15 protein-coding genes are annotated in these 17,555 nt (G+C 69.1%); 6 read left to right on the top strand and 9 right to left on the bottom strand.

Going from position 1 to position 17,555, the window contains the following annotated elements:
• Positions 1 to 47: 47 nt before the first annotated feature.
• The 4 genes from HUA75_RS03385 to HUA75_RS03370 form a co-directional block, all read right to left on the bottom strand.
• Positions 48 to 1,094, bottom strand: coding sequence for an SPFH domain-containing protein (locus tag HUA75_RS03385; protein WP_141645499.1), 1,047 nt, complete (start codon positions 1,092 to 1,094; stop codon positions 48 to 50).
• A gap of 221 nt (positions 1,095 to 1,315) precedes the next feature.
• Complete coding sequence (locus HUA75_RS03380; protein WP_141645500.1) at positions 1,316 to 2,116, bottom strand: ABC transporter permease subunit; 801 nt, start codon at positions 2,114 to 2,116, stop codon at positions 1,316 to 1,318.
• 3 nt (positions 2,117 to 2,119) lie between these two features.
• Entirely contained in the window at positions 2,120 to 3,037 is a 918-nt protein-coding gene (locus HUA75_RS03375) for an ABC transporter ATP-binding protein (protein WP_141645501.1), read from the bottom strand.
• On the bottom strand, positions 3,034 to 5,343 hold the full coding sequence (locus HUA75_RS03370) for a glycosyltransferase family 39 protein (protein ID WP_141645502.1): 2,310 nt from the start codon (positions 5,341 to 5,343) through the stop codon (positions 3,034 to 3,036). The genes HUA75_RS03375 and HUA75_RS03370 overlap by 4 nt, the downstream gene beginning before the upstream one ends.
• Positions 5,344 to 5,580: 237 nt before the next feature.
• On the opposite strand from HUA75_RS03370, the gene HUA75_RS03365 reads away from it, so the two are divergent.
• The 3 genes from HUA75_RS03365 to HUA75_RS03355 all read left to right on the top strand — a co-directional run bounded on the left by HUA75_RS03365 (position 5,581) and on the right by HUA75_RS03355 (position 8,833).
• On the top strand, positions 5,581 to 6,840 hold the full coding sequence (locus HUA75_RS03365) for a hypothetical protein (RefSeq protein WP_174465911.1): 1,260 nt from the start codon (positions 5,581 to 5,583) through the stop codon (positions 6,838 to 6,840).
• Positions 6,841 to 6,863: 23 nt separating this feature from the next.
• Positions 6,864 to 7,718, top strand: a complete 855-nt coding sequence (locus HUA75_RS03360; RefSeq protein ID WP_254627351.1) for a hypothetical protein — start codon at positions 6,864 to 6,866, stop codon at positions 7,716 to 7,718.
• A 116-nt stretch (positions 7,719 to 7,834) separates the two neighbouring features.
• On the top strand, positions 7,835 to 8,833 hold the full coding sequence (locus HUA75_RS03355) for an RNA ligase family protein (RefSeq protein WP_174485506.1): 999 nt from the start codon (positions 7,835 to 7,837) through the stop codon (positions 8,831 to 8,833).
• A gap of 49 nt (positions 8,834 to 8,882) precedes the next feature.
• Here the strand turns inward: HUA75_RS03355 and HUA75_RS03350 are convergent, their stop codons facing one another.
• Positions 8,883 to 10,406, bottom strand: coding sequence for a rhomboid family intramembrane serine protease (locus HUA75_RS03350; protein ID WP_371746046.1), 1,524 nt, complete (start codon positions 10,404 to 10,406; stop codon positions 8,883 to 8,885).
• A gap of 186 nt (positions 10,407 to 10,592) precedes the next feature.
• Here HUA75_RS03350 and HUA75_RS03345 point away from each other — a divergent pair, with 186 nt between their 5' ends.
• Both HUA75_RS03345 and HUA75_RS03340 read left to right on the top strand, forming a co-directional pair.
• Positions 10,593 to 12,377: an FHA domain-containing protein gene (locus tag HUA75_RS03345; RefSeq protein WP_371746045.1), complete on the top strand. Its 1,785-nt coding sequence runs from the start codon at positions 10,593 to 10,595 to the stop codon at positions 12,375 to 12,377.
• Between the two features lie 95 nt (positions 12,378 to 12,472).
• A complete protein-coding gene (locus HUA75_RS03340) occupies positions 12,473 to 13,066 on the top strand; it encodes a response regulator (protein WP_141648350.1) in 594 nt (197 codons plus the stop codon).
• A gap of 30 nt (positions 13,067 to 13,096) precedes the next feature.
• On the opposite strand, the gene HUA75_RS03335 is transcribed toward HUA75_RS03340, so the two are convergent.
• The 3 genes from HUA75_RS03335 to HUA75_RS03325 are packed head-to-tail and all read right to left on the bottom strand — an operon-like array spanning position 13,097 to position 15,474.
• Positions 13,097 to 13,861, bottom strand: coding sequence for an enoyl-CoA hydratase-related protein (locus HUA75_RS03335; RefSeq protein ID WP_174485902.1), 765 nt, complete (start codon positions 13,859 to 13,861; stop codon positions 13,097 to 13,099).
• A gap of 5 nt (positions 13,862 to 13,866) precedes the next feature.
• The gene (locus HUA75_RS03330; RefSeq protein ID WP_141648351.1) at positions 13,867 to 14,079 is read right to left on the bottom strand and encodes a biotin/lipoyl-binding carrier protein; all 213 of its coding nucleotides are present in this window, start codon (positions 14,077 to 14,079) and stop codon (positions 13,867 to 13,869) included.
• Positions 14,080 to 14,121: 42 nt separating this feature from the next.
• Entirely contained in the window at positions 14,122 to 15,474 is a 1,353-nt protein-coding gene (locus HUA75_RS03325) for an acetyl/propionyl/methylcrotonyl-CoA carboxylase subunit alpha (protein WP_174485503.1), read from the bottom strand.
• Between the two features lie 141 nt (positions 15,475 to 15,615).
• Between HUA75_RS03325 and HUA75_RS03320 the strand changes: the two genes are divergently transcribed.
• Positions 15,616 to 15,999: a hypothetical protein gene (locus tag HUA75_RS03320; RefSeq protein ID WP_246137771.1), complete on the top strand. Its 384-nt coding sequence runs from the start codon at positions 15,616 to 15,618 to the stop codon at positions 15,997 to 15,999.
• Between the two features lie 19 nt (positions 16,000 to 16,018).
• Here HUA75_RS03320 and ftsZ read toward each other — a convergent pair whose 3' ends face one another.
• Positions 16,019 to 17,245 (bottom strand): cell division protein FtsZ, encoded by a 1,227-nt coding sequence (ftsZ, locus tag HUA75_RS03315; RefSeq protein ID WP_141648353.1) that lies wholly within the window; start codon positions 17,243 to 17,245, stop codon positions 16,019 to 16,021.
• Positions 17,246 to 17,555: the final 310 nt, after the last annotated feature.

The raw sequence follows: 17,555 nt of genomic DNA, 5'->3' as shown, positions 1-17,555 counted from the left end.
GACGGAGGCCCTGACGGTGTGCCGGGGAGGACTTCCTCCCGAGCGGACTACAGGAGCTTCATCAGCTCCGCGCGCTTGGCGTTGTACTCCTCGTCGGAGAGGACGCCGGCGTCCTTCAGCTCCTTGATTTCCTTCAGGCGCTGCGCGGGGCTGCGCGTGTCGGCGGGAGCCGCCTGCTGCGCGGGCTCCTGGGGGCGCTGCTGCTGGCCCTGCTGGTTCATGAACTGCTGGGCCATTCCGAAGCCCATGCCCATGCCCATGCCGCCCAGCGCGTTGCCGGAGCCGCTGCCGTCACCGCCCTTGGCCATGCCCTCGGCCGCGCCCAGCATCGCCTGGCCCTGCGCGTACTGCTGGAAGCCACCGGCCAGCCGGGAGTAGGCGACGTCCTTGGAGAGCTTCTTCAGCGTCCCCTCGTCCTCCTCCTTGATGCTGACGTGGAAGTTGCCCATCCGCACCACGGTGAGGCCGTAGCCGTCCACGTGGGGCTTCAGGCCGCTGATGACCTCGGTCTCGATTTCCTCGGTGTACGCACCGCTCGTCACGTCGAGCAGCGGCCAGCGCTTCTTCACCAGCAGCTCGGCGATGCGATCTCGCGTCACCTTGAGCACCTGGTTCTTGAACCAGCCCAGCAGCTCCTCGTTGCTGGAGCGGCCCATGCCCACCAGGCCCACCACGAGCTTCTCCGGGTCCGTCACGCGGATGGAGAAGTCGCCGTACACCATGGTGCCGATGCCCAGGCCCGTCTCCGGGTCCCGAACGTCGCCAATGGGCCCGCCGAACTTCACGCCCGCGAACTCGCGGACGGAGACGAAGAAGACCTCGGTGACGAAGAGGTTGCCACCCGTGAACTTCTCCACGAGCGCGGACAGGAACGGGATGTTGTTCGAGTCGAGCTGGTGACGGCCGGGCCCCAGCTTGCCCTCGACCTTGCCGTCCTTGACGAAGAGGGCGACCTCATCGGCGTCGACGGTCAGCTGGGTGAGCATCCGGATGTTGTTCTCCGGATACTTGTAGATGATCTCCCCCTTCGCCGTGTCCGCGCGAGCGATGAAGTTGCGCTTCGCCTCACCCTTGATGGTGTCGAAGATACCCATTGCTAGTCAGCGCCTCCGTGGCCGCCATGGCGGCCGGCAAATCCGCGCCCCCACCCGACCCTCTCTAAGAACATGGCGTCCGTGACGAAAGCGCGCCCGCTTTCCGCCCGGCAGCCCTCCCTGGAAGATGCCAGTTTCACTGGCGATTGCCTAGCCGCTCGCCCGCCAGGCGGCCCTAGGATGGCCGCCGGTGAACGGGTGGGAGGCCTCCCGGGGAGACTTCAGCCCCAGCGGCTGACCAGGCGCTCGCGGTCCAGCAGGCGGATGCTGGCGAAGAGGAGCACCACGTCCAGGACCAGCACCACCGCGCCCTGGAGCGCGTAGAAGCCCAGCCCGGCCTTCAGGACGCCGGCCACCTGCCCGCCCACCATGCCGACGAGCGGCAGGACGACCAGGGCCGAAATCTGCTGTGCCATGCGGGCCTCGCTCACCCGCGCGGAGATGAGCACCGCGACGCCGTTGCCGAAGAAGGCGAACAGCGGGGCAATCACCAGCACGCCGAAGGTCCACAGGGCGTTGGGCATCAGGGGCCCCTGCACCATCGGCCACGCGACGATGTCCACGCCCACGCAGAAGATGATGAAGGCCACCCAGGTAATCACCACCGCGGGCACCAGCGCCGCCAGGCTCTTGCCCGCCACCAGCTCCGCGGCCGTCACCGGCGAGGCGAGCAGCGGCTCCAGCGTGCGCCGCTCCTTCTCGCCCGCGACGCTCTGGGACGCGATGAGGATGGGGACGAAGACGGGCATGACGAGGAACAGCCCGAACCAGTCGGTGAGCGTCTTGTCGATGAGGAAGCGCGCCGCGCTCGCGCCCAAGGGCAGCGTGGGGTCATAGAACTGGGCCACGCTGCGCAGGTCGGCCCTGTTGGGCGTGTTGACGTACGTCCACACGACGACGATGGGCACCAGCACCATGACGGCCGGCAGCACCGCCATGGAGACGAGCAGCCCCACGTTCTTGCGCAGGTCCAGGAAGTCCTTCCAGAACACGGCCAGGGCTCGACGGGGACGGAATGCCATGGCTCAAGCGCCCTCTTCGCGAAGCAGGTCCAGGTACACCTCTTCCAGGGGACGCTGCGCCGGCACCGCGCTGTGCACGCGCGCGCCCGCGCCCACCAGGCACGCCAGCACGTCCGGCGCGTGGGCCTCGTCCTCCAGCATGACGCGCAGCCGCATGCCCTCGGCCAGCACGTTGGGCGCGAAGGGCAGCGACGTCAGCGCGTTGCGGAAGCGCTCCGCCTCACCGTCCACCCGCACGTCCAGCGACTGCCCCGAGCGCCGCAGCTCCCGCACCGGCCCCATCAGGAGCAGCCGCCGCTTCACCACCGCGACGCGCTCGCACAGCCGCTCCACCTCCGAGAGGTTGTGCGAGCAGAGGACAATCGTGCGTCCCTCCGATGCCAGCTCCGCGACAGCGTCGCGCACCGTGCGCGCGGACTCCGGGTCCAGGCCGCTGGTGGGCTCGTCCAGGAAGATGACGCGCGGGTCATGCACGAGGGTGCGGACGATGGCGAGCTTCTGGCGCATGCCCTTGGAGAAGCCACCCACCGGCTCCTCCTCGCGGCCTCCCAGTCCGAAGCGCTCCAGGTAGTGCTGCGTGCGCGGCCACGCCTTGGACTCGTCCAGCTCGTGCAGCTTCATGAAGAAGCGCAGGTTCTCCCGGGCGGTGAGCCGCTCGTAGAGACCGGGCTGTTCGGTGAGCAGCCCCACCACCTTGCGCAGCCCCTCGCCGTCGCGGTCCGCGCGGTGGCCCCACACCACGGCCTCGCCCTCGCTGGGGGTCAACAGACCGGTGAGCATGCGCACCGTCGTCGTCTTCCCGGCGCCGTTGGGCCCCAACAGGCCAAACACCTCACCGGGCCGCACGTGGAAGGTGAGCCCCTCCACGGCGACGCGTTCGCCGAAGCGCTTGCCCAGACCCCGGACGTCGATGCCGCTCAATCGATGGTCACCAGGACGAACTTGTTGTTGATGTCCTTGTCGACCGGGGTGACGACCTTGTCCGCGCCCACCGCGCTGCGCAGCGAGGAGAGCATCTTCTGCTCGGCGAGCACCCACTCGCGTCCGGGCCGCGCGACGAGCGAGCGCAGCTTCGCGTTGTAGTCACCGCTGCGGTACTGCTCCACGGTGTTGCTGGAGTAGAGCGTCTCGCCGCGCCAGTTCATCAGGTACGCGACGATGGGCTCGCCTTCCTGCCGCTGCGAGTAGTAGCGCCAGAAGAGGTCTCGCTGCGTCCAGTGATGGGACAGGTCCACCCAGTGGTTCCAGTTGAACCAGAGGGCGAAGCCGGCGGCCAGCACCCAGAAGGTGCCGAACAACATCACCCGCGCCCGCATCAGCGTCGCCACGACGGCCATGGCGCCCGCCACCGCGAAGACGAAGCCCAGCGCACCCTTGATGTTGACGGGCTCCGACAGCGAGCGCAGCAGCGAGTCCTCACCCGCGGGATTCTTGAAGCCGCGCACCGCCAGCACCACACCCGCCAGCGCCAGCACCGCGGCCAGGGCCTGGAGCGACGCGCGACCTTCCGTCTTCGGGCGCAGCGACTGCCACCCGAGGAAGCCGCCCACCACCGCCACCGCCACGCCCACCAGCCCCGTCGCGGACACCTTCGCGCCGGACGCCACCGCGGCCAGCGTGGCCGCGCCACCCAGGAGCATGAGCAGCGCCACCGCGCGCGAGCCCGGCGTCACCTTCTCACGCGTCTTGGGCGAGAACGCCTCGAACGACAGGTAGACGCCGAAGGCGAGCAGCACCAGCGTGACGAGGTCGCCCGTCCAGAGCGCGCGGGAGAAGAACGCGATGGGCTTGGTGACCAGGTCCTGCGGATAGGGCCGGTCGTAGTTGTAGACGAACAGGTCGGTGAAGTTCTTCGGGTTCTCCGCCAGGTCCTTGCCGACGAGGACGAAGAGGACCAGGCCGAAGATGAGGCTCACCGCGTGCGCGGAGATGCCCTCTTCCCAGAGCCGGTCGATGAAGAGCGCGATGAGGACCGCGAGGCCGGGCAGGACGGGGAAGACGTAGTGGTGGAACTTGGTGGCGCTGGAGGCCAGGAGCCAGAAGGAGAAGGCCACCCACACCACGGCGATGATGGCCAGGTGGTCCGCCTTCTTCTCCGAGCGCAGCTTCAGCTTCGCGATGATGGCGAAGGCGCCGGGCAGCAGGGCCACCCAGGGGAAGATGCCGAAGCCCCCCTGCTCGATGAAGTAGATGAACGTGCCACCCGGCGTGGTGGTGTGCACGCCCGCGGTGAGGCGGTTGAGGTGGTCGTGAACGAAGAAGCGGTACCAGAAGAGCTTGCCCTCGTCGTCCACGCTCTTGAAGAGGGACATCACCACGTACCAGGGCGCGGCCACCGCGAAGAACACGAGGATGCCCGTGCCCAGGTGCATCTTGTGCATCTGCGCCCACAGCACCGGCATGGGCTGGCGGCCCTCTCGGACGTCCTTGCGGAAGCCTCCGTCCGTCAGCCAGCGCAGGTGCGCATCGAGGCTCGGCCCGTCCCAGGGCATGACGGCCAGCGCCGCGTAGAGCACGAGGATGACGGCGGGCAGACCCACGCCCAACAGGCCCTTGGCCAGCGTGGACAGGCCCGCGAAGAAATAGAAGCCGTACCACCAGGCGGCGCGGTGCTTCGTCGTGTCATCGAGCTGGCCGATGAGCGCGCACGCCATCGCGCAGACGAACGTGGTGACGAACGGCGTGTCCGTCACCGTCTGCCGGGTGAGCAGGAAGTACAGCGGCATGGTGGCCAGCACGAAGCCGGTGGCCAGGCCCGCGCGGCGGTTCACCACGCGCGACACGGCCAGGGACAGGAGCGTCACGGCGGTGATGCTCAGCGCCACGAAGGGCACGCGCATGCCCCACTCGGTGTACAGCCCGAGCTGGCCTCCCGAGCGCACCGTGCCCACCACCTGCATGCCCAGCGCCTGCATCCACATGGTCAGCGGCGGCTTGGAGAAGAACCAGGCGTTCTCCCAGAAGGGATACAGGTAGTCGCGGCGGACGATCATCATCCGCGCCACTTCGCCGTAGTGGGTCTCCCAGCAGTCCCACAAACCCACCGCGCCCAGGTAGGGGATGAAGAGCAGGCCCGCGAAGAGGGCCGTGGAAAACACCACCCGGGTGGTGGCGGAGAGCGCGAGCCACCGCTGCATCCACCGCGCCGAGAAGGTCTCCTTGCCGAGAATGGCCTCGGCGAAGGTCTGCTCTTGCTGCTGTTCCTGCTGTTCGCCGTCGCTCGCCACGGGTGAAGGGCTCCTTGAGTCGTTTCGGGCGGTTGCCTGCGCACCACGGGCAGGACGCGGCCTTATATCCCCGCCACCCTCGCCGGTCGACCTCCGCCGGAGGCACACCGTGAGGCAGCGTGCGCGCCATTGTGCAGGAGCCTGCACGAAGGTGGGAGGCCCACATGGAGGGAGCCCGCCGGGCGAGCGGGGGCACGGGCCTTGTATTGCCCGCCCCCGTCCAGATTTGGAGGCTCCATGCTCGTGTCCGCGGTGACGTTGGGTTGTGCCCTGCTCCTGGGGCAGGTGGAGGGTGGCCCGCCCGCTGAGGTTACCCCCGTTGAGGTCGCCCCCGCCGAGGTCGCGCCACCCATCATCCAGCCGCCCGCCGTGCCGCTGCCCTTCCAGGACTCGGAGCGGCCCGCGCTGTGCCTGGAGCTGCCGCCGACGCCGAACGTGCCCTCCGGCCAGTGGCGCGCGCAGTGCAGTCACGAGCAGCGTCGCTGTCTCATCACCCCGCGCCGCGAGCTGGATGTCGACGGCCAGGAGACGGAGCGCTTCCTGGAGCGGGTGCGTCCCTGCGTCCCCGAGGAGGCCGCGCCCGTCCCGAACGAGGAGCTGCGCACGTACCGGCTGGAGCCCTCCATCGCGGACGCGCCGCCGGGCTGGTATCGCGACGAGCGCGGTCGGGTGATGCAGTTCAACTTCGACCTGCACCGGCGCGTCTGGCTGGGCGGCGCCTGGAGCCCGCTGTGGCCCGGCGACGAGGCGCGCGAGGACCGCGTGCGCCTGGACTTCGGCATCGCGCTGGAGCTGGCCGCGCGCAAGCGGCTGCACCGGCTGCACTTCCTGGAGACGGAGCTGTCGCTCGGCGAGCCCTCCATCGACTTCTCGCTGCTGCGCTACGACTTCAGCGTCGAGCGCGATGAGCCGCTCTTCCGGATAACGACCTTCTTCGGTGAGCCGCGACGGTACGACGTCAGCATCAACCTGGGCGTGTGGCTGGAGACGCTGCGCGTGGAGGACCTGGAGCGCGGCGAGGCCCGGGGTGGGTTCCTCACCTGGGGCACCCTGCACGCCACCCTGGACCTGTGGCATTCGCGAGACCTGGTGTCCTACGTGCGCGTGCGCGCGGGTCCCTCCGCGGAGCGCGACTACGAGAACGGCATCAGCACGTTGGTGCCCGGCGCGGCGCTCGAAGGCAACCTGACGTTGGACCGGGATGGGTTCCACCACCTGCGCTTCGGCGTGGAGGCGGAGAAGGTGCTCCTGTCGCGCGCCGTGGAGGGTCGTCCGCTCAGGCCCGAGCGGCTCAGGCTCTCCGCCGGTTACGAGCTCATCCTGCTGGCCATCAACGACCAGCCGCTGAGCCTGGTGGCGGACGCGCGCGGGGTGTGGCGCAACGACATCGCCTTCCTGCCGGAGCGCTGGGAGTGGTCCGCCTCGGCGGGCCTGCGCTTCTCGCTGTGGGCCCCCGCGCGCCGCTCCGCGCCCATCGCCGAAAAGGCCCGGGATTGAACGTGCTCGCGCTTGGACTCGCATTGCTTCTGGCCTCTGCGCCAGGCGCGGGCCCTCCGTCACCGGACCCGTGTCTCCCCACGGACTCGCGGGGCGAGCCGTTTCCCACCTGCTTCGACCCCGGGGATGGCTGGGTGGTGGGCACGGGCGCGACGGTGCGCGACGGCGTGGGGGCGCTGACGCTGCACTCGAGCGTGCGCATCCGCACCGGGCGCACCAGCCGCAGCAAGGGCACGCCCTGGTTCACCAACCACCGACTCCTGGGCGTGGACCTCTGGGATGGCGAGCGGCGAGGCTGGGGCTTCACCGCCTATGACGGACTGCTGCGTCGCCACCTGGAAGAAGGCTTCATCCTGATTCCCACCGCGCGCCCGGTGCGCATCCCCTTCCCGTTCGACGTGACGGTGGCGCTGCGCGCGGCGCACCTGGAGCGGCGCGAGTGGGAAGGTCCGGGGTGGACGCTGGAGACGGGGCGCATGGGGCTCCTTGTCGACCCGCTGCGCTCGGAGACCGGGCGCGCCTGGCTCGGCTTCGGCCCGGTGGCGAGCCACACGCTGCGCCGCGCTGGCGACACCACCGAGCACGCGCTGTCTCCCTTCACCTCGCTCATGTTCGACCTGGGCCTGGAGAGCGAAGATGGACTGTGGGCCCTGCGTGCTTCGGGGCTCGCGGGGTGGACCCTTGGCCTCGAAGGTGGAACGGACTTCCGCGCCCGCGCCGATGCCTCCCTGGAGCGCGTGTTCCTCGCCGTGGCGGACCAACCCGTGGCGCTGCGGCTCTCTGGCGGCTACGTCGTGGGTGACGCGGGCCTCTCGCGCCGTGACGAGTGGACGCTCGGCGCGGGCATCGTGGTGCGAGCCTTCAGCGCGCGGTGGTGAGTCCGCCGTGCCCGAAGCCCAGGGATTCCTGATATCGAGGCACCGTCAGCCGGAGCCTTCCAGGGCGTCGCTCGGGAGCCCCGGCTCTCGCCGGTGGCGAGGAGGGAGGTCCCGTCATGGAGAGAAAGCTCGTCTCGATTCAGCGCATCGACCACCTGGAGGCCATCCCTGGAGCCGACAACATCCTGAAGGCACGGGTGATGGGCTGGGACGTGGTGGTGAGGAAGGGCGAGTTCGCCCCCGGTGACGCGTGCGTCTTCTTCGAAATCGACAGCCAGCTTCCGGAGGGCGCGCCCTGGGCGGAGTTCCTCAGGGCCCGGAGCTTTCGCGTGAAGACCGCGCGACTGCGGGGCGTGCTGTCCCAGGGGCTCGCGCTGCCCACGTCCATCCTGGAGGGCACGGTGCCCCCCGAGGGCACGGACGTGCGCGACAGCCTGGGGGTCGTGAAGTACGAGCCGGCACCGCCCGAGGGCAGCGACGTGGCCGGGCCCTTCCCGGGCGAGGTGCCGAGGACGGATGAAATCCGCCTGCAGTCGGCGCTCGGCGTCCTGGACGAGCTTCGAGGCCACGACTTCTTCGTGACGACGAAGCTGGATGGGACTTCCGCGACGTTCTTCAAGCCGCTCGACGGCCCGCTGGTGGCATGCTCCCGGAACTGGTCTCTGCGACCCGGAACGAACCGGGCGTGGACCGTGGCGAAGCGGTACTCGCTGGACACCACATTGCCTCCGGGCTTCGCCATCCAGGGGGAGCTGTGTGGCCCCGGCATCCAGAAGAACCGCCTGGGACTCGCCGAGGTGGACCTGTTCGTCTTCAGCGTTCATGACACCCGGACGGGACAGTTCCTGGGCCATGCGGACTTCGTCTCGTTCTGCGCGCGGCACGGGCTGCGCACGGTGCCGGTGGAGCACGTCGTCACGGGCGAGGCCGCGCGGACGTTCGACCAGGGACTGGAGCACTACCTGCGGCTCGCCCAGGGCCTCTACCCGGGCACGAAGAACCGCAAGGAGGGCATCGTCATCCGCCCGCTCGTCGAGCGGCACTCGCCCACGCTGGGCGGCAGGCTGTCGTTCAAGGTCATCAACAACGACTTCCTGCTCAAGGACGAGGACTGAGGCCGGGCAGAGCCCACGGCTTCCCGAAGGAGGCCTCGGAGCCAACGCGTCAGCGCGGCGTTGGACTCGAGGTCTCTCGGGGAATCGAGGACGGAGACGCTTCCAGCACCGTCCTCAGCGCGGCTTCGGCGGCCCGCAGACGCGCATCCTGTGGGTCCACGCGTCGCGCCTCTTCCAGTCGCTCCAACGCCCGGGGAAGCGCGCCCCGGGCCAGCTCGCACCGTACGCCCGCCTCCAGCGCCCCCGTGTCCGAGGGGCCATAGACCTGGGCCTCGTCCGCCGCATGACACCCCTCCTCCACGCGACCGGCATCGAGCAGCGCGCGTGCGAACTCCACCCGAGCGCCCACGTGCGAGGGTGACAAACGCACCGCCTCCGCGAGCGGAGTGACGGCCTCCCGCGACAACCCCAGCCGCCGCAACACCGCGCCCAGCTCCCGCTGAGGTCCAGGCGCTCCGGGCGACAGCAGCGCCCGCCCTCGCGCCTCGCGCAGCACCGAGGGTTCGTCGAAGCGCAGCTCCGCCACCATCCGGCCCACGACCTCCTGATACGCGGGCCACCGCGCGGGCCAGGTGAAGACGAGGCGGTAGACCCACTCTCCCCGAGGCACGAAGAAGGCGAGCAGGTGGCGCCCTCCATCGGGCCCTTCGAGCTCCGCGCGCAGCCGCTGCGCGACACGTCCTCCCACCAGCGTCCGCGACGGCCCTTGCACCGACAACGTCCGCCCCTCGGGTCCGGGCGCGCCCAAGGGCAGCGTCTCAGCGTGGAAGTGCCGGGCCTGCGCCAGACCATCCACGGGCTCGCCCGCCTCGATGGCCTCCGCGGAGAACGTGGCGCGCCCCAGTCCGGGCAATCCATTGGAGAAGGTCCTCCGTCCCTGCCCGTCCACCTCGCCCCGCCAGCCTTCGGGCATCGCCACCGCGACGCCGAACCCGTCGTCCCGCTCCACGCGCCAGCCCGAGCGCTCCATCACCACCCCGCCCGCCACGAACAGCGCCGCGAGCACCCCTGCCAGCGGCCTCGCCAGACTCGTCCGAGAGGCCCGCTCGGAATCGCGTGGATCCAGGAACGCTCCCGCCAGCAACCCGGCCACCAGTCCACCCAGGTGCCCCGCGTTGTCCACGCCCACGGAGGTCCAACCCATCCAGAGAAACACGAGCACCGTTGGAAGCGCGCTTTCCCCGGAGAGCCACCGCACGCGGAAACCCGGGCGCGAGCGGTGACGCCGGCCCAGCACCAGCAGCGCGCCCATGCATCCATAGACGAGCCCGGAGGCACCCACGCTCACCGCGCCCGACCAGGCGAGTGAACTCGCCATCGTGGTCAGTCCGGTGGCGATGAGCAGCGCGACATAGTCACGACGGCGACAGGCTCTTTCGAGCGCCGTCCCCGCCGCCACCAGCACGGTGACATTGAGCGCCAGGTGCAGCGCATCCCGGTGAAGCAGGTTGGCCGACAAGAGCCGCCAGACCTGCCCCGCCTCGAGCACCAGCGGCCCCGCCTTCGCGCCCCAACGCACCAGCGCGTCCACGTCGACGGGACCCAGGGCAACGAGGACCCCGTGGACAGCCACCAGGAGCCCCGCGAGGGCCAGGGTGACCCAGGGAATCGGACGAGCGCTCCCTTGGCCGGCCGATTGACCGATGGACAACAGACCCGGCTGCCCCGCCTCCTGGGGAGAAAGCCCTGTCATTTGAGGGGGATGCATGACTTGTGCGTTGAAAGGCCGTTCTGCTATGACTGTACGCGGATCGGACCCGTGCTGAAGCTCATCATCGAAGACGACGAGGGGCGCAAGACCGTTGTTCCCTTCGTGCGCGACGAGATCACCATCGGACGTCAGGAGGGAAACACCATCCGCCTGACCGAACGTAACGTGTCTCGTCGTCACGCACGACTGGTGCGGTTGAACGGCCATGTCGTGGTGGAGGATCTGGGTAGCTATAATGGCACCCGGATCAACGGAGAGCGCATCGCTGGTCAGTCGCCACTCAGTGAGGGCGATCTGATCCAGATTGGCGACTACGACCTGGCACTCCAGGCCGAGGGCGCCGCGAATGCCGTTGGCCCCATCACCACCAAGGTACCCACACGCCGGCAGGAAGCCGAGCCCGAGGAGCCTGACCGCTCGGAGAGTGAGGAGGAGGCACCTGGAGACGGCGACGAGCACGACCACACGCCCCCATCCCAAGCCTCCGCGGACAAGCGGCGGAACTCGACCTCCATCATCCGGTTGGATCATGTCGAGGCCGACCGGCCCCGGAAGTTGGAGGACATCGATACAAAGGATGCGCCCCGGCTGGTGGTGCTGACCCCGGACGAGCTGCGGGGCCAGGAGTTCGCGTGCATCCGGACCGAGCTGCGCATCGGTCGCACGGACGACAACGACATCACGTTGGACCATCGTTCGCTGTCACGCACCCACGCCAAGCTGGTGCGCGAGGCGACGGGTGAGTGGCGCGTCATCGACATGCAGTCGGCGAACGGGATGACCGTCAACGGCGAGAGCTACGCCCAGGCCACCCTGAACAGCGGCGACATCGTCGAGCTGGGTCACGTGAAGCTGCGCTTCATGGGCGCGGGGGATGCCGGCGACGGCGAGGACGCTCCCGCCAGCGAAGGCGGCATGTCGAAGATGCCGCTGGTGGCCGGGCTCATCGCCCTGCTCCTGGGCGGTGGTGGCGTCGCGTTCTGGATGTCCAAGCAGGGCACGGGCAATCAGCCCATCCAGGACCCGGTGGTCGCTCAGCCGACCCAGCCCGTGGAGCCTCCGCCCGCCCCTCCCGTGAAGCCGCCCGAGGACACCCGGGTTCCGCCAACGGCGCAGACCGGGACGACGGCCCCACCGGAGACCCCGCCCGAGCCGGTGAAGCCGACGACCGAAGAGCTCATGGCCGCGGCGCGCAAGGCGTTCGAAGCCCTGGACTTCAAGGGCGCCCGGGCCGAGCTGGAGAAGACCCGCGGCGCGGACGGAAAGTACCCCCGCGACGCGAAGACGCTCCTGGACGACGTGGCCGTCGAAGAGGTCGTCGAGACCGAACTCAACAAGGCCAAGCAGGCGCTGGATGCGAACAGGCCCGATGAGGCGAAGGCGCCGCTCGAAGCCAGCGCGAAGACCAAGCTCTATACCGCGCGGTATACGTCGCTGAAGGCCCAGTACGATGCGAAGCTGAAGGAGCTCGAAGCGGCCAGGGCGAAGCCTCCTCCGGCGGCGGTGCCGGCCGCCGGGAAGGAAGAGCCCCCGCCTGTCGCCAACGCCGCGGACGCGCTCAACGAGCAGACCGGTCAGCTCGTGGCGCGTGCTGGCGCGCTCATCAAGAAGCAGAAGTACCGAGAGGCGCTCGCCGTCGCGGACCAATGCGCCAAGCTGGATGGAGAGAACCCCGACTGCCATCTCATGCTGGGCATCGCCAAAGCCCGGCTCGACGAGATTGACGACGGCGCGAAGCACTACCGGAGGTTCCTGGAACTCGCACCGGCCGACCATCCCTATCGCAAGGGCGTCGAGTCACAACTGAAAGACTACGACGGCAGAAAGCAGTAAAACCAGGGAGGAGAACCATCCCCCCATCGGCTGCGCGTGCTCGCCCCCTCCCCGAGCCCCAGCTCGACGAAGTTCACCTGCAGCGAGGAGACGCTGTGCAGATTCGCATCCTGGTGGTTGATGACGAGCAGGACAACTGCGACTACCTCAAGCTGGTGCTGACCCGCGAAGGCTACGAGGTCGTGACCACGACGGACCCCACGCAGACAGTGGAGATCCTCCGAGGTTCCGACTTCCACCTCGTCATCCTCGACATGATGATGCCGCAGATGTCGGGGACCGAGGTGCTTGAGCTGATCCGCAAGTACGATACGGACGTTGCCGTCATCGTCGCCACCGCGTACCCCACGGTGGATACGGCGGTCGCTTCGCTCAAGGCCCAGGCTTCTGACTACGTCAAGAAGCCCATGGAGCCGGAGCAGTTCATCACCGCGGTCCGCAACGCCCTCCAGAAGAAGGGCTTGTCCCAGGACCCGGAGGCGGACCTGCACCGCGCCATCGGTCGCACCATCCGCGACGCGCGCAAGACGCAGGAGCTCACGCTCAAGCAGCTCGCGCGACGCACCGGCCTGTCCGTGTCACTGCTGTCCCAGATTGAACGCGCGGAGTCCTCCGCGTCCATCTCGTCGCTCTACAAGATTGCCTCGGCGCTGCAGCTGCGCATGGGCGAGCTGTTCGGCGACACCTGAAGCCCCGACACCGCCTCGCCGGCCGCGTGACTAGCGGCCGGTGAAGCGGGGCGGACGCTTCTCCAGGAAGGCCGCACGCCCTTCCTTCGCGTCCTCGCTCCCAAACGCCGTCGCGCGAAGCGCTCTGAGCCTCGCCTGCTCCGCGTCACGCAGTGGCGCCCGCGACAGCAGCCCGAAGGACTCCTTCATCCCCGACACCGCGCCCGGTGCATGGCCCGCGAGCGTCGCGCACAGCGCGAAGGCCTGGGCCTCCGCGTCGTCCTCGCACGCGTCGAGCAGTCCCCAGTCCAGCGCCTCACGCGCATCCAGCTTCCGCGCCGTGAGGAAGAGCTGCTTCGCCCGGGACAGGCCCACCAGGCGCGTCGCCCGCGCCAGGCCCTCCGGCGAGTAGACGATGCCCAGCTTCGCCGGGGGCATGAGGAAGACGGTGTCCGGCGCGCCCACCCGGAAGTCGCACGAGGCCGCCAGGTCGAAGCCCGCGCCCACGGCCGCCCCCTGCACCAGCGCCACGCTGGGCGCGGGGTGGTGCTCCAGCTTGAGCAGACACTCCACCAGCGCGTCATCCGGCAGGCGCCCGTCCGCACCCGGTGGCCCCAGGTGCGTCAAGTCATAGCCCGCGCAGAAGGTACCGCCCGCGCCCCGCACCAGCAGCACCCGCACATGTGGCGCGGGCTCCAGCGCCGCGTCCAACCGGGCCAGCATCGCGTCATTCAGCGCGTTGCGCCGGGCCGGGTTGGACAGCGTCAACACCCGTACGCCGCCCTCGCGGTCTTCCACCTCCACCGAGGGCTCCACCACGACTACCCGAGCACCACGAGGACATCACCCTCGTTGACGGACTGAGCCTCCTTGCACCGAATCTCCTTCACGGTGCCGGCCTCGGTCGTCTCCACCGGCATCTCCATCTTCATGGACTCGAGGATGACCAGCGTGTCGCCCTCTTTGACTTGCTGGCCGACCTGCACCTCGATCTTCCACACGGTGCCGGTGATATGCGCCGCAACGTCCGCCATAAGTCCGTTCCTCCAAAGGGGTGATGAAGTTGGAGCCTGCCACTACGCCGGCTTCGCGTGATGCTCCAGGAAATGCGTATCCAGCTCGCCGGCCTTGAAGGCCGCATCCTGAACGATTCGCAGGTGGAGCGGGATGTTCGTCTTGATGCCTTCGATGCGGAAGGACTGCAGCGCCATCACCGAGCGCTCAATCGCCTCCGCGCGCGTGGCGCCGGAGATGATGAGCTTGGCGATGAGCGGGTCGTAGTTCGGCGTGACGGTGTTGCCCTCGGCATAGCCCGCGTCCAGGCGCACGCCCTCGCCCGTGGGAGGCTGGAACACCTTCAGCGGCCCCGGTGACGGGAAGAACTTCACCGGGTCCTCCGCGTAGATGCGGAACTCCAGCGCCGCCCCGCGCCGCTTCACGTCCTCCTGCTTCACCGTGAGGTGCTCGCCCGCGGCGATGCGCAGCTGCCAGCCGATGAGGTCCAGCCCCGTGGTCAGCTCCGTCACCGGGTGCTCCACCTGGAGCCGCGCGTTCATCTCGATGAAGTAGACCTGTCCGTCCGAGTACAGGAACTCCACCGTGCCCGCGTTGGCGTAGCCGAACGTCTTGGCCGCTGTCACGGCCGCGGTGAAGAGCGTCTGGGCCAGCTCCGCGTTCTTCCCGTCCGCGAACAGCACGGACGGCGCCTCCTCCACCACCTTCTGGTGGCGCCGCTGGATGGAGCACTCGCGCTCCAGGCAGTGGATGAGGTGGCCGTGGTGGTCTCCCAGAATCTGCACCTCGATGTGGCGCGGCGCGGGGAAGTAGCGCTCCAGGTACACGCCCTCACGGCCGAAGGCGGACTTCGCCCGGTCCGTGCACTGGCGGAACACCTTCTCCAGCTCGGCGGGGTTGTTCGCCGCCGCCATGCCGATGCCGCCGCCGCCGCCCGCGGCCTTGCACAACACCGGGTAGCCGATGCGCTCGGCCTCGGCCAGCGCGGTGGCCACGTCCGGCACCAGACCCTCGCTGCCGGGCACCACCGGGACGCCCGCCGCGGACACCAGCTTGCGCGCCTGGCTCTTGTCCTTCATCCGCGCCATGGCCTCCGGCGGCGGACCCACGAAGATGAGTCCCGCGTCCTGGCACGCCTGGGCGAACTCTCCGTTTTCGGACAGAAACCCGTAGCCGGGGTGCACGGCCTGGGCGCCCGTCTTCTTCGCGGCCTCGAGAATCGCGGGGATGCTCAGGTAGCTGTCCTTCGCCGGAGCGGGGCCGATGCGCACGGCCTCGTCCGCTTCCTTCACGAACGGCAGCTCCGCGTCCGGGTCCGAGTACACGGCCACCGTCTTGAGCCCCATCTGCCGGGCCGCCGCGCCGATGCGACGGGCGATTTCACCCCGGTTGGCGATGAGCAACTTCTGGAACATGGCGCGTGCCCTCGTGTGCGGAAGGGCGGCGAACCTAACCCCCGCCCCCCTCCCTGACAAGGGCGCGGGCAGGCGTGCAACAGGTCCCTACAGTCCAGTAAATTTGCGGCTCTACAAAGGCATGACGTACCTTGCCACACCGTGAAGCCCACCTCTTCCTCAGGCACCGGCGTTGGCGTGGTCGACCTCCATGGCGCTCGCCGCGCGCGTCGGTTGGACCTCTACCGGACCCGCCAGTCGGACCGCGTCCGCAGCGTCCGAGGCACGCTCGAAGCCCTCACGCAGAGCGGCACGCTCTTCACCCAGGAAGGTACGCGCCGAGGGCTGTCGCTCCTCAAGGCGCTCCAGTTGCTGCAGCGCGCCAGTGCCCGGCTGGAGGAGCTGGCCGGTGGCGGCGTGATTCCGGCGCCCCGCAAGCAGGAGCGCATCGACGCGCTGTATGAAGAGCTGGACACCCTCTTCACCCGCGCGGACAAGCTGGCCGGGCGTGACGAGGCGAGCGTGGCGCGGTTGCCCGCCCGCTGAGCCCCGCGTCGCCTGACGGCTACGGCAGCTCGGTCTGCCCCTGGCGGCGCAGGAAGGTGGGGATGTCGAACTGGTCCTCGTCCAGGGGGAGCGCGGAGTCCTTCACCACGGCGGTCCGGTTGCTGACGGACTTGTTGTTGTCCACGGCCGCCAGCGGACGGGAAGCGCCGCTCTTGGCGGGAACCAGGCTGGCCACTTCCTCGCGCACGCTGTGGATGAGCACCGACTGCTGCGCGGGCCGCGCCAGGGGAACCTGCACCACCGGCGTCACCGTGCGCACCTTGGGCGCGTCGCGGTGGACGAAGCCCGTGGCGATGATGGTGATCTTCACCTCATCCTGAATCTGGTCGTCGATGAGCGAGCCGAAGATGATCTCCGCCTCGCTGTCCGCCGCGTCGTGGACCAGGGTCAACGCCTCGTTGACCTCCTGGAGCGTCATGTCCCGACCGCCGGTGATGTTGATGAGCAGGCCCGTGGCGCCGTCGATGGAGACGTCCTCCAGCAGCGGGCTGGAGATGGCCTGCTGCATGGCGGTGAGCGCGCGCTTGTCGCCGGACGAGTGCCCGGTGCCCATGAGCGCCAGGCCCTTGTCGCTCATGATGGTCTTCACGTCGGCGAAGTCGACGTTGATGTAGCCGTGGTACTGGATGAGGTCGCTGATGCCCTGCACGGCATTCAGCAGCACCTCATCGGCGCGCTTGAAGGTCTCCAGGAGCGGCATCGGCTCGTTGGAGAGCGACAGCAGGCGCTGGTTCGGAATGGTGATGAGCGTGTCCACCGCGGCCTTGAGCTCGACGATGCCCTGCTCGGCCTGCTTGCGGCGCTTGTTGCCCTCGAAGAGGAAGGGCTTGGTGACGACGCCCACCGTGAGGCAACCCAGGCTCTTGGCAATGTCGGCGATGATGGGCGCCGCGCCCGTGCCGGTGCCGCCGCCCATGCCCGCCGTGACGAAGACCATGTCGGCGCCCTCGAGCACCGCGGCAATCTGGTCTCGCGACTCCAGCGCGGCCTCGCGGCCCATCTCCGGGTTGGCGCCGGCGCCCAGGCCCTTGGTCAGCGTCTGGCCCAGCTGCAGCCGCGTGGGCGCCTTGCTGGCGGCCAACGCCTGGATATCGGTGTTGGCGGCGATGAAGTCCACGCGGTCCAGCTTGGACAGAATCATCGTGTTGACCGCGTTGCAGCCGGCCCCACCCGCCCCGACGACCCGAATCTTGGCGGCCTGCTTGTTCTGATCGAACTGGTCCATGGCGGTCCTTTCGGCAGGCGTCGCGCGATGCAGCGCGCAAGCCTCCAACCTCCGCAATCATCAGCAAGTCCGGATCTTTGGCAAGTATTCCGCTACGCACATGTAGCGGGATGGCGCGGCGCCGAGTCCTGACGCGGACTTACGCAGCGGCCCCGAAAGCAGGCAGCGCGGCGTGGCGGGTCCACTTCGCCCCTTGACTCGCGCTGGATGGAGCACCCTGGCAGGTCTCCCCGCATCGGCGCCACCCCTTTCCCCCCTGTTCCACGACACACGTGGAGGGTCTTCACGGAGCGTCACGCGCCCCCGACTC

Source organism: Myxococcus sp. CA040A (assembly GCF_013336725.1).
GTDB lineage: Bacteria > Myxococcota > Myxococcia > Myxococcales > Myxococcaceae > Myxococcus > Myxococcus llanfairpwllgwyngyllgogerychwyrndrobwllllantysiliogogogochensis.
This window is presented reverse-complemented; position numbering and strand designations above follow the sequence as displayed.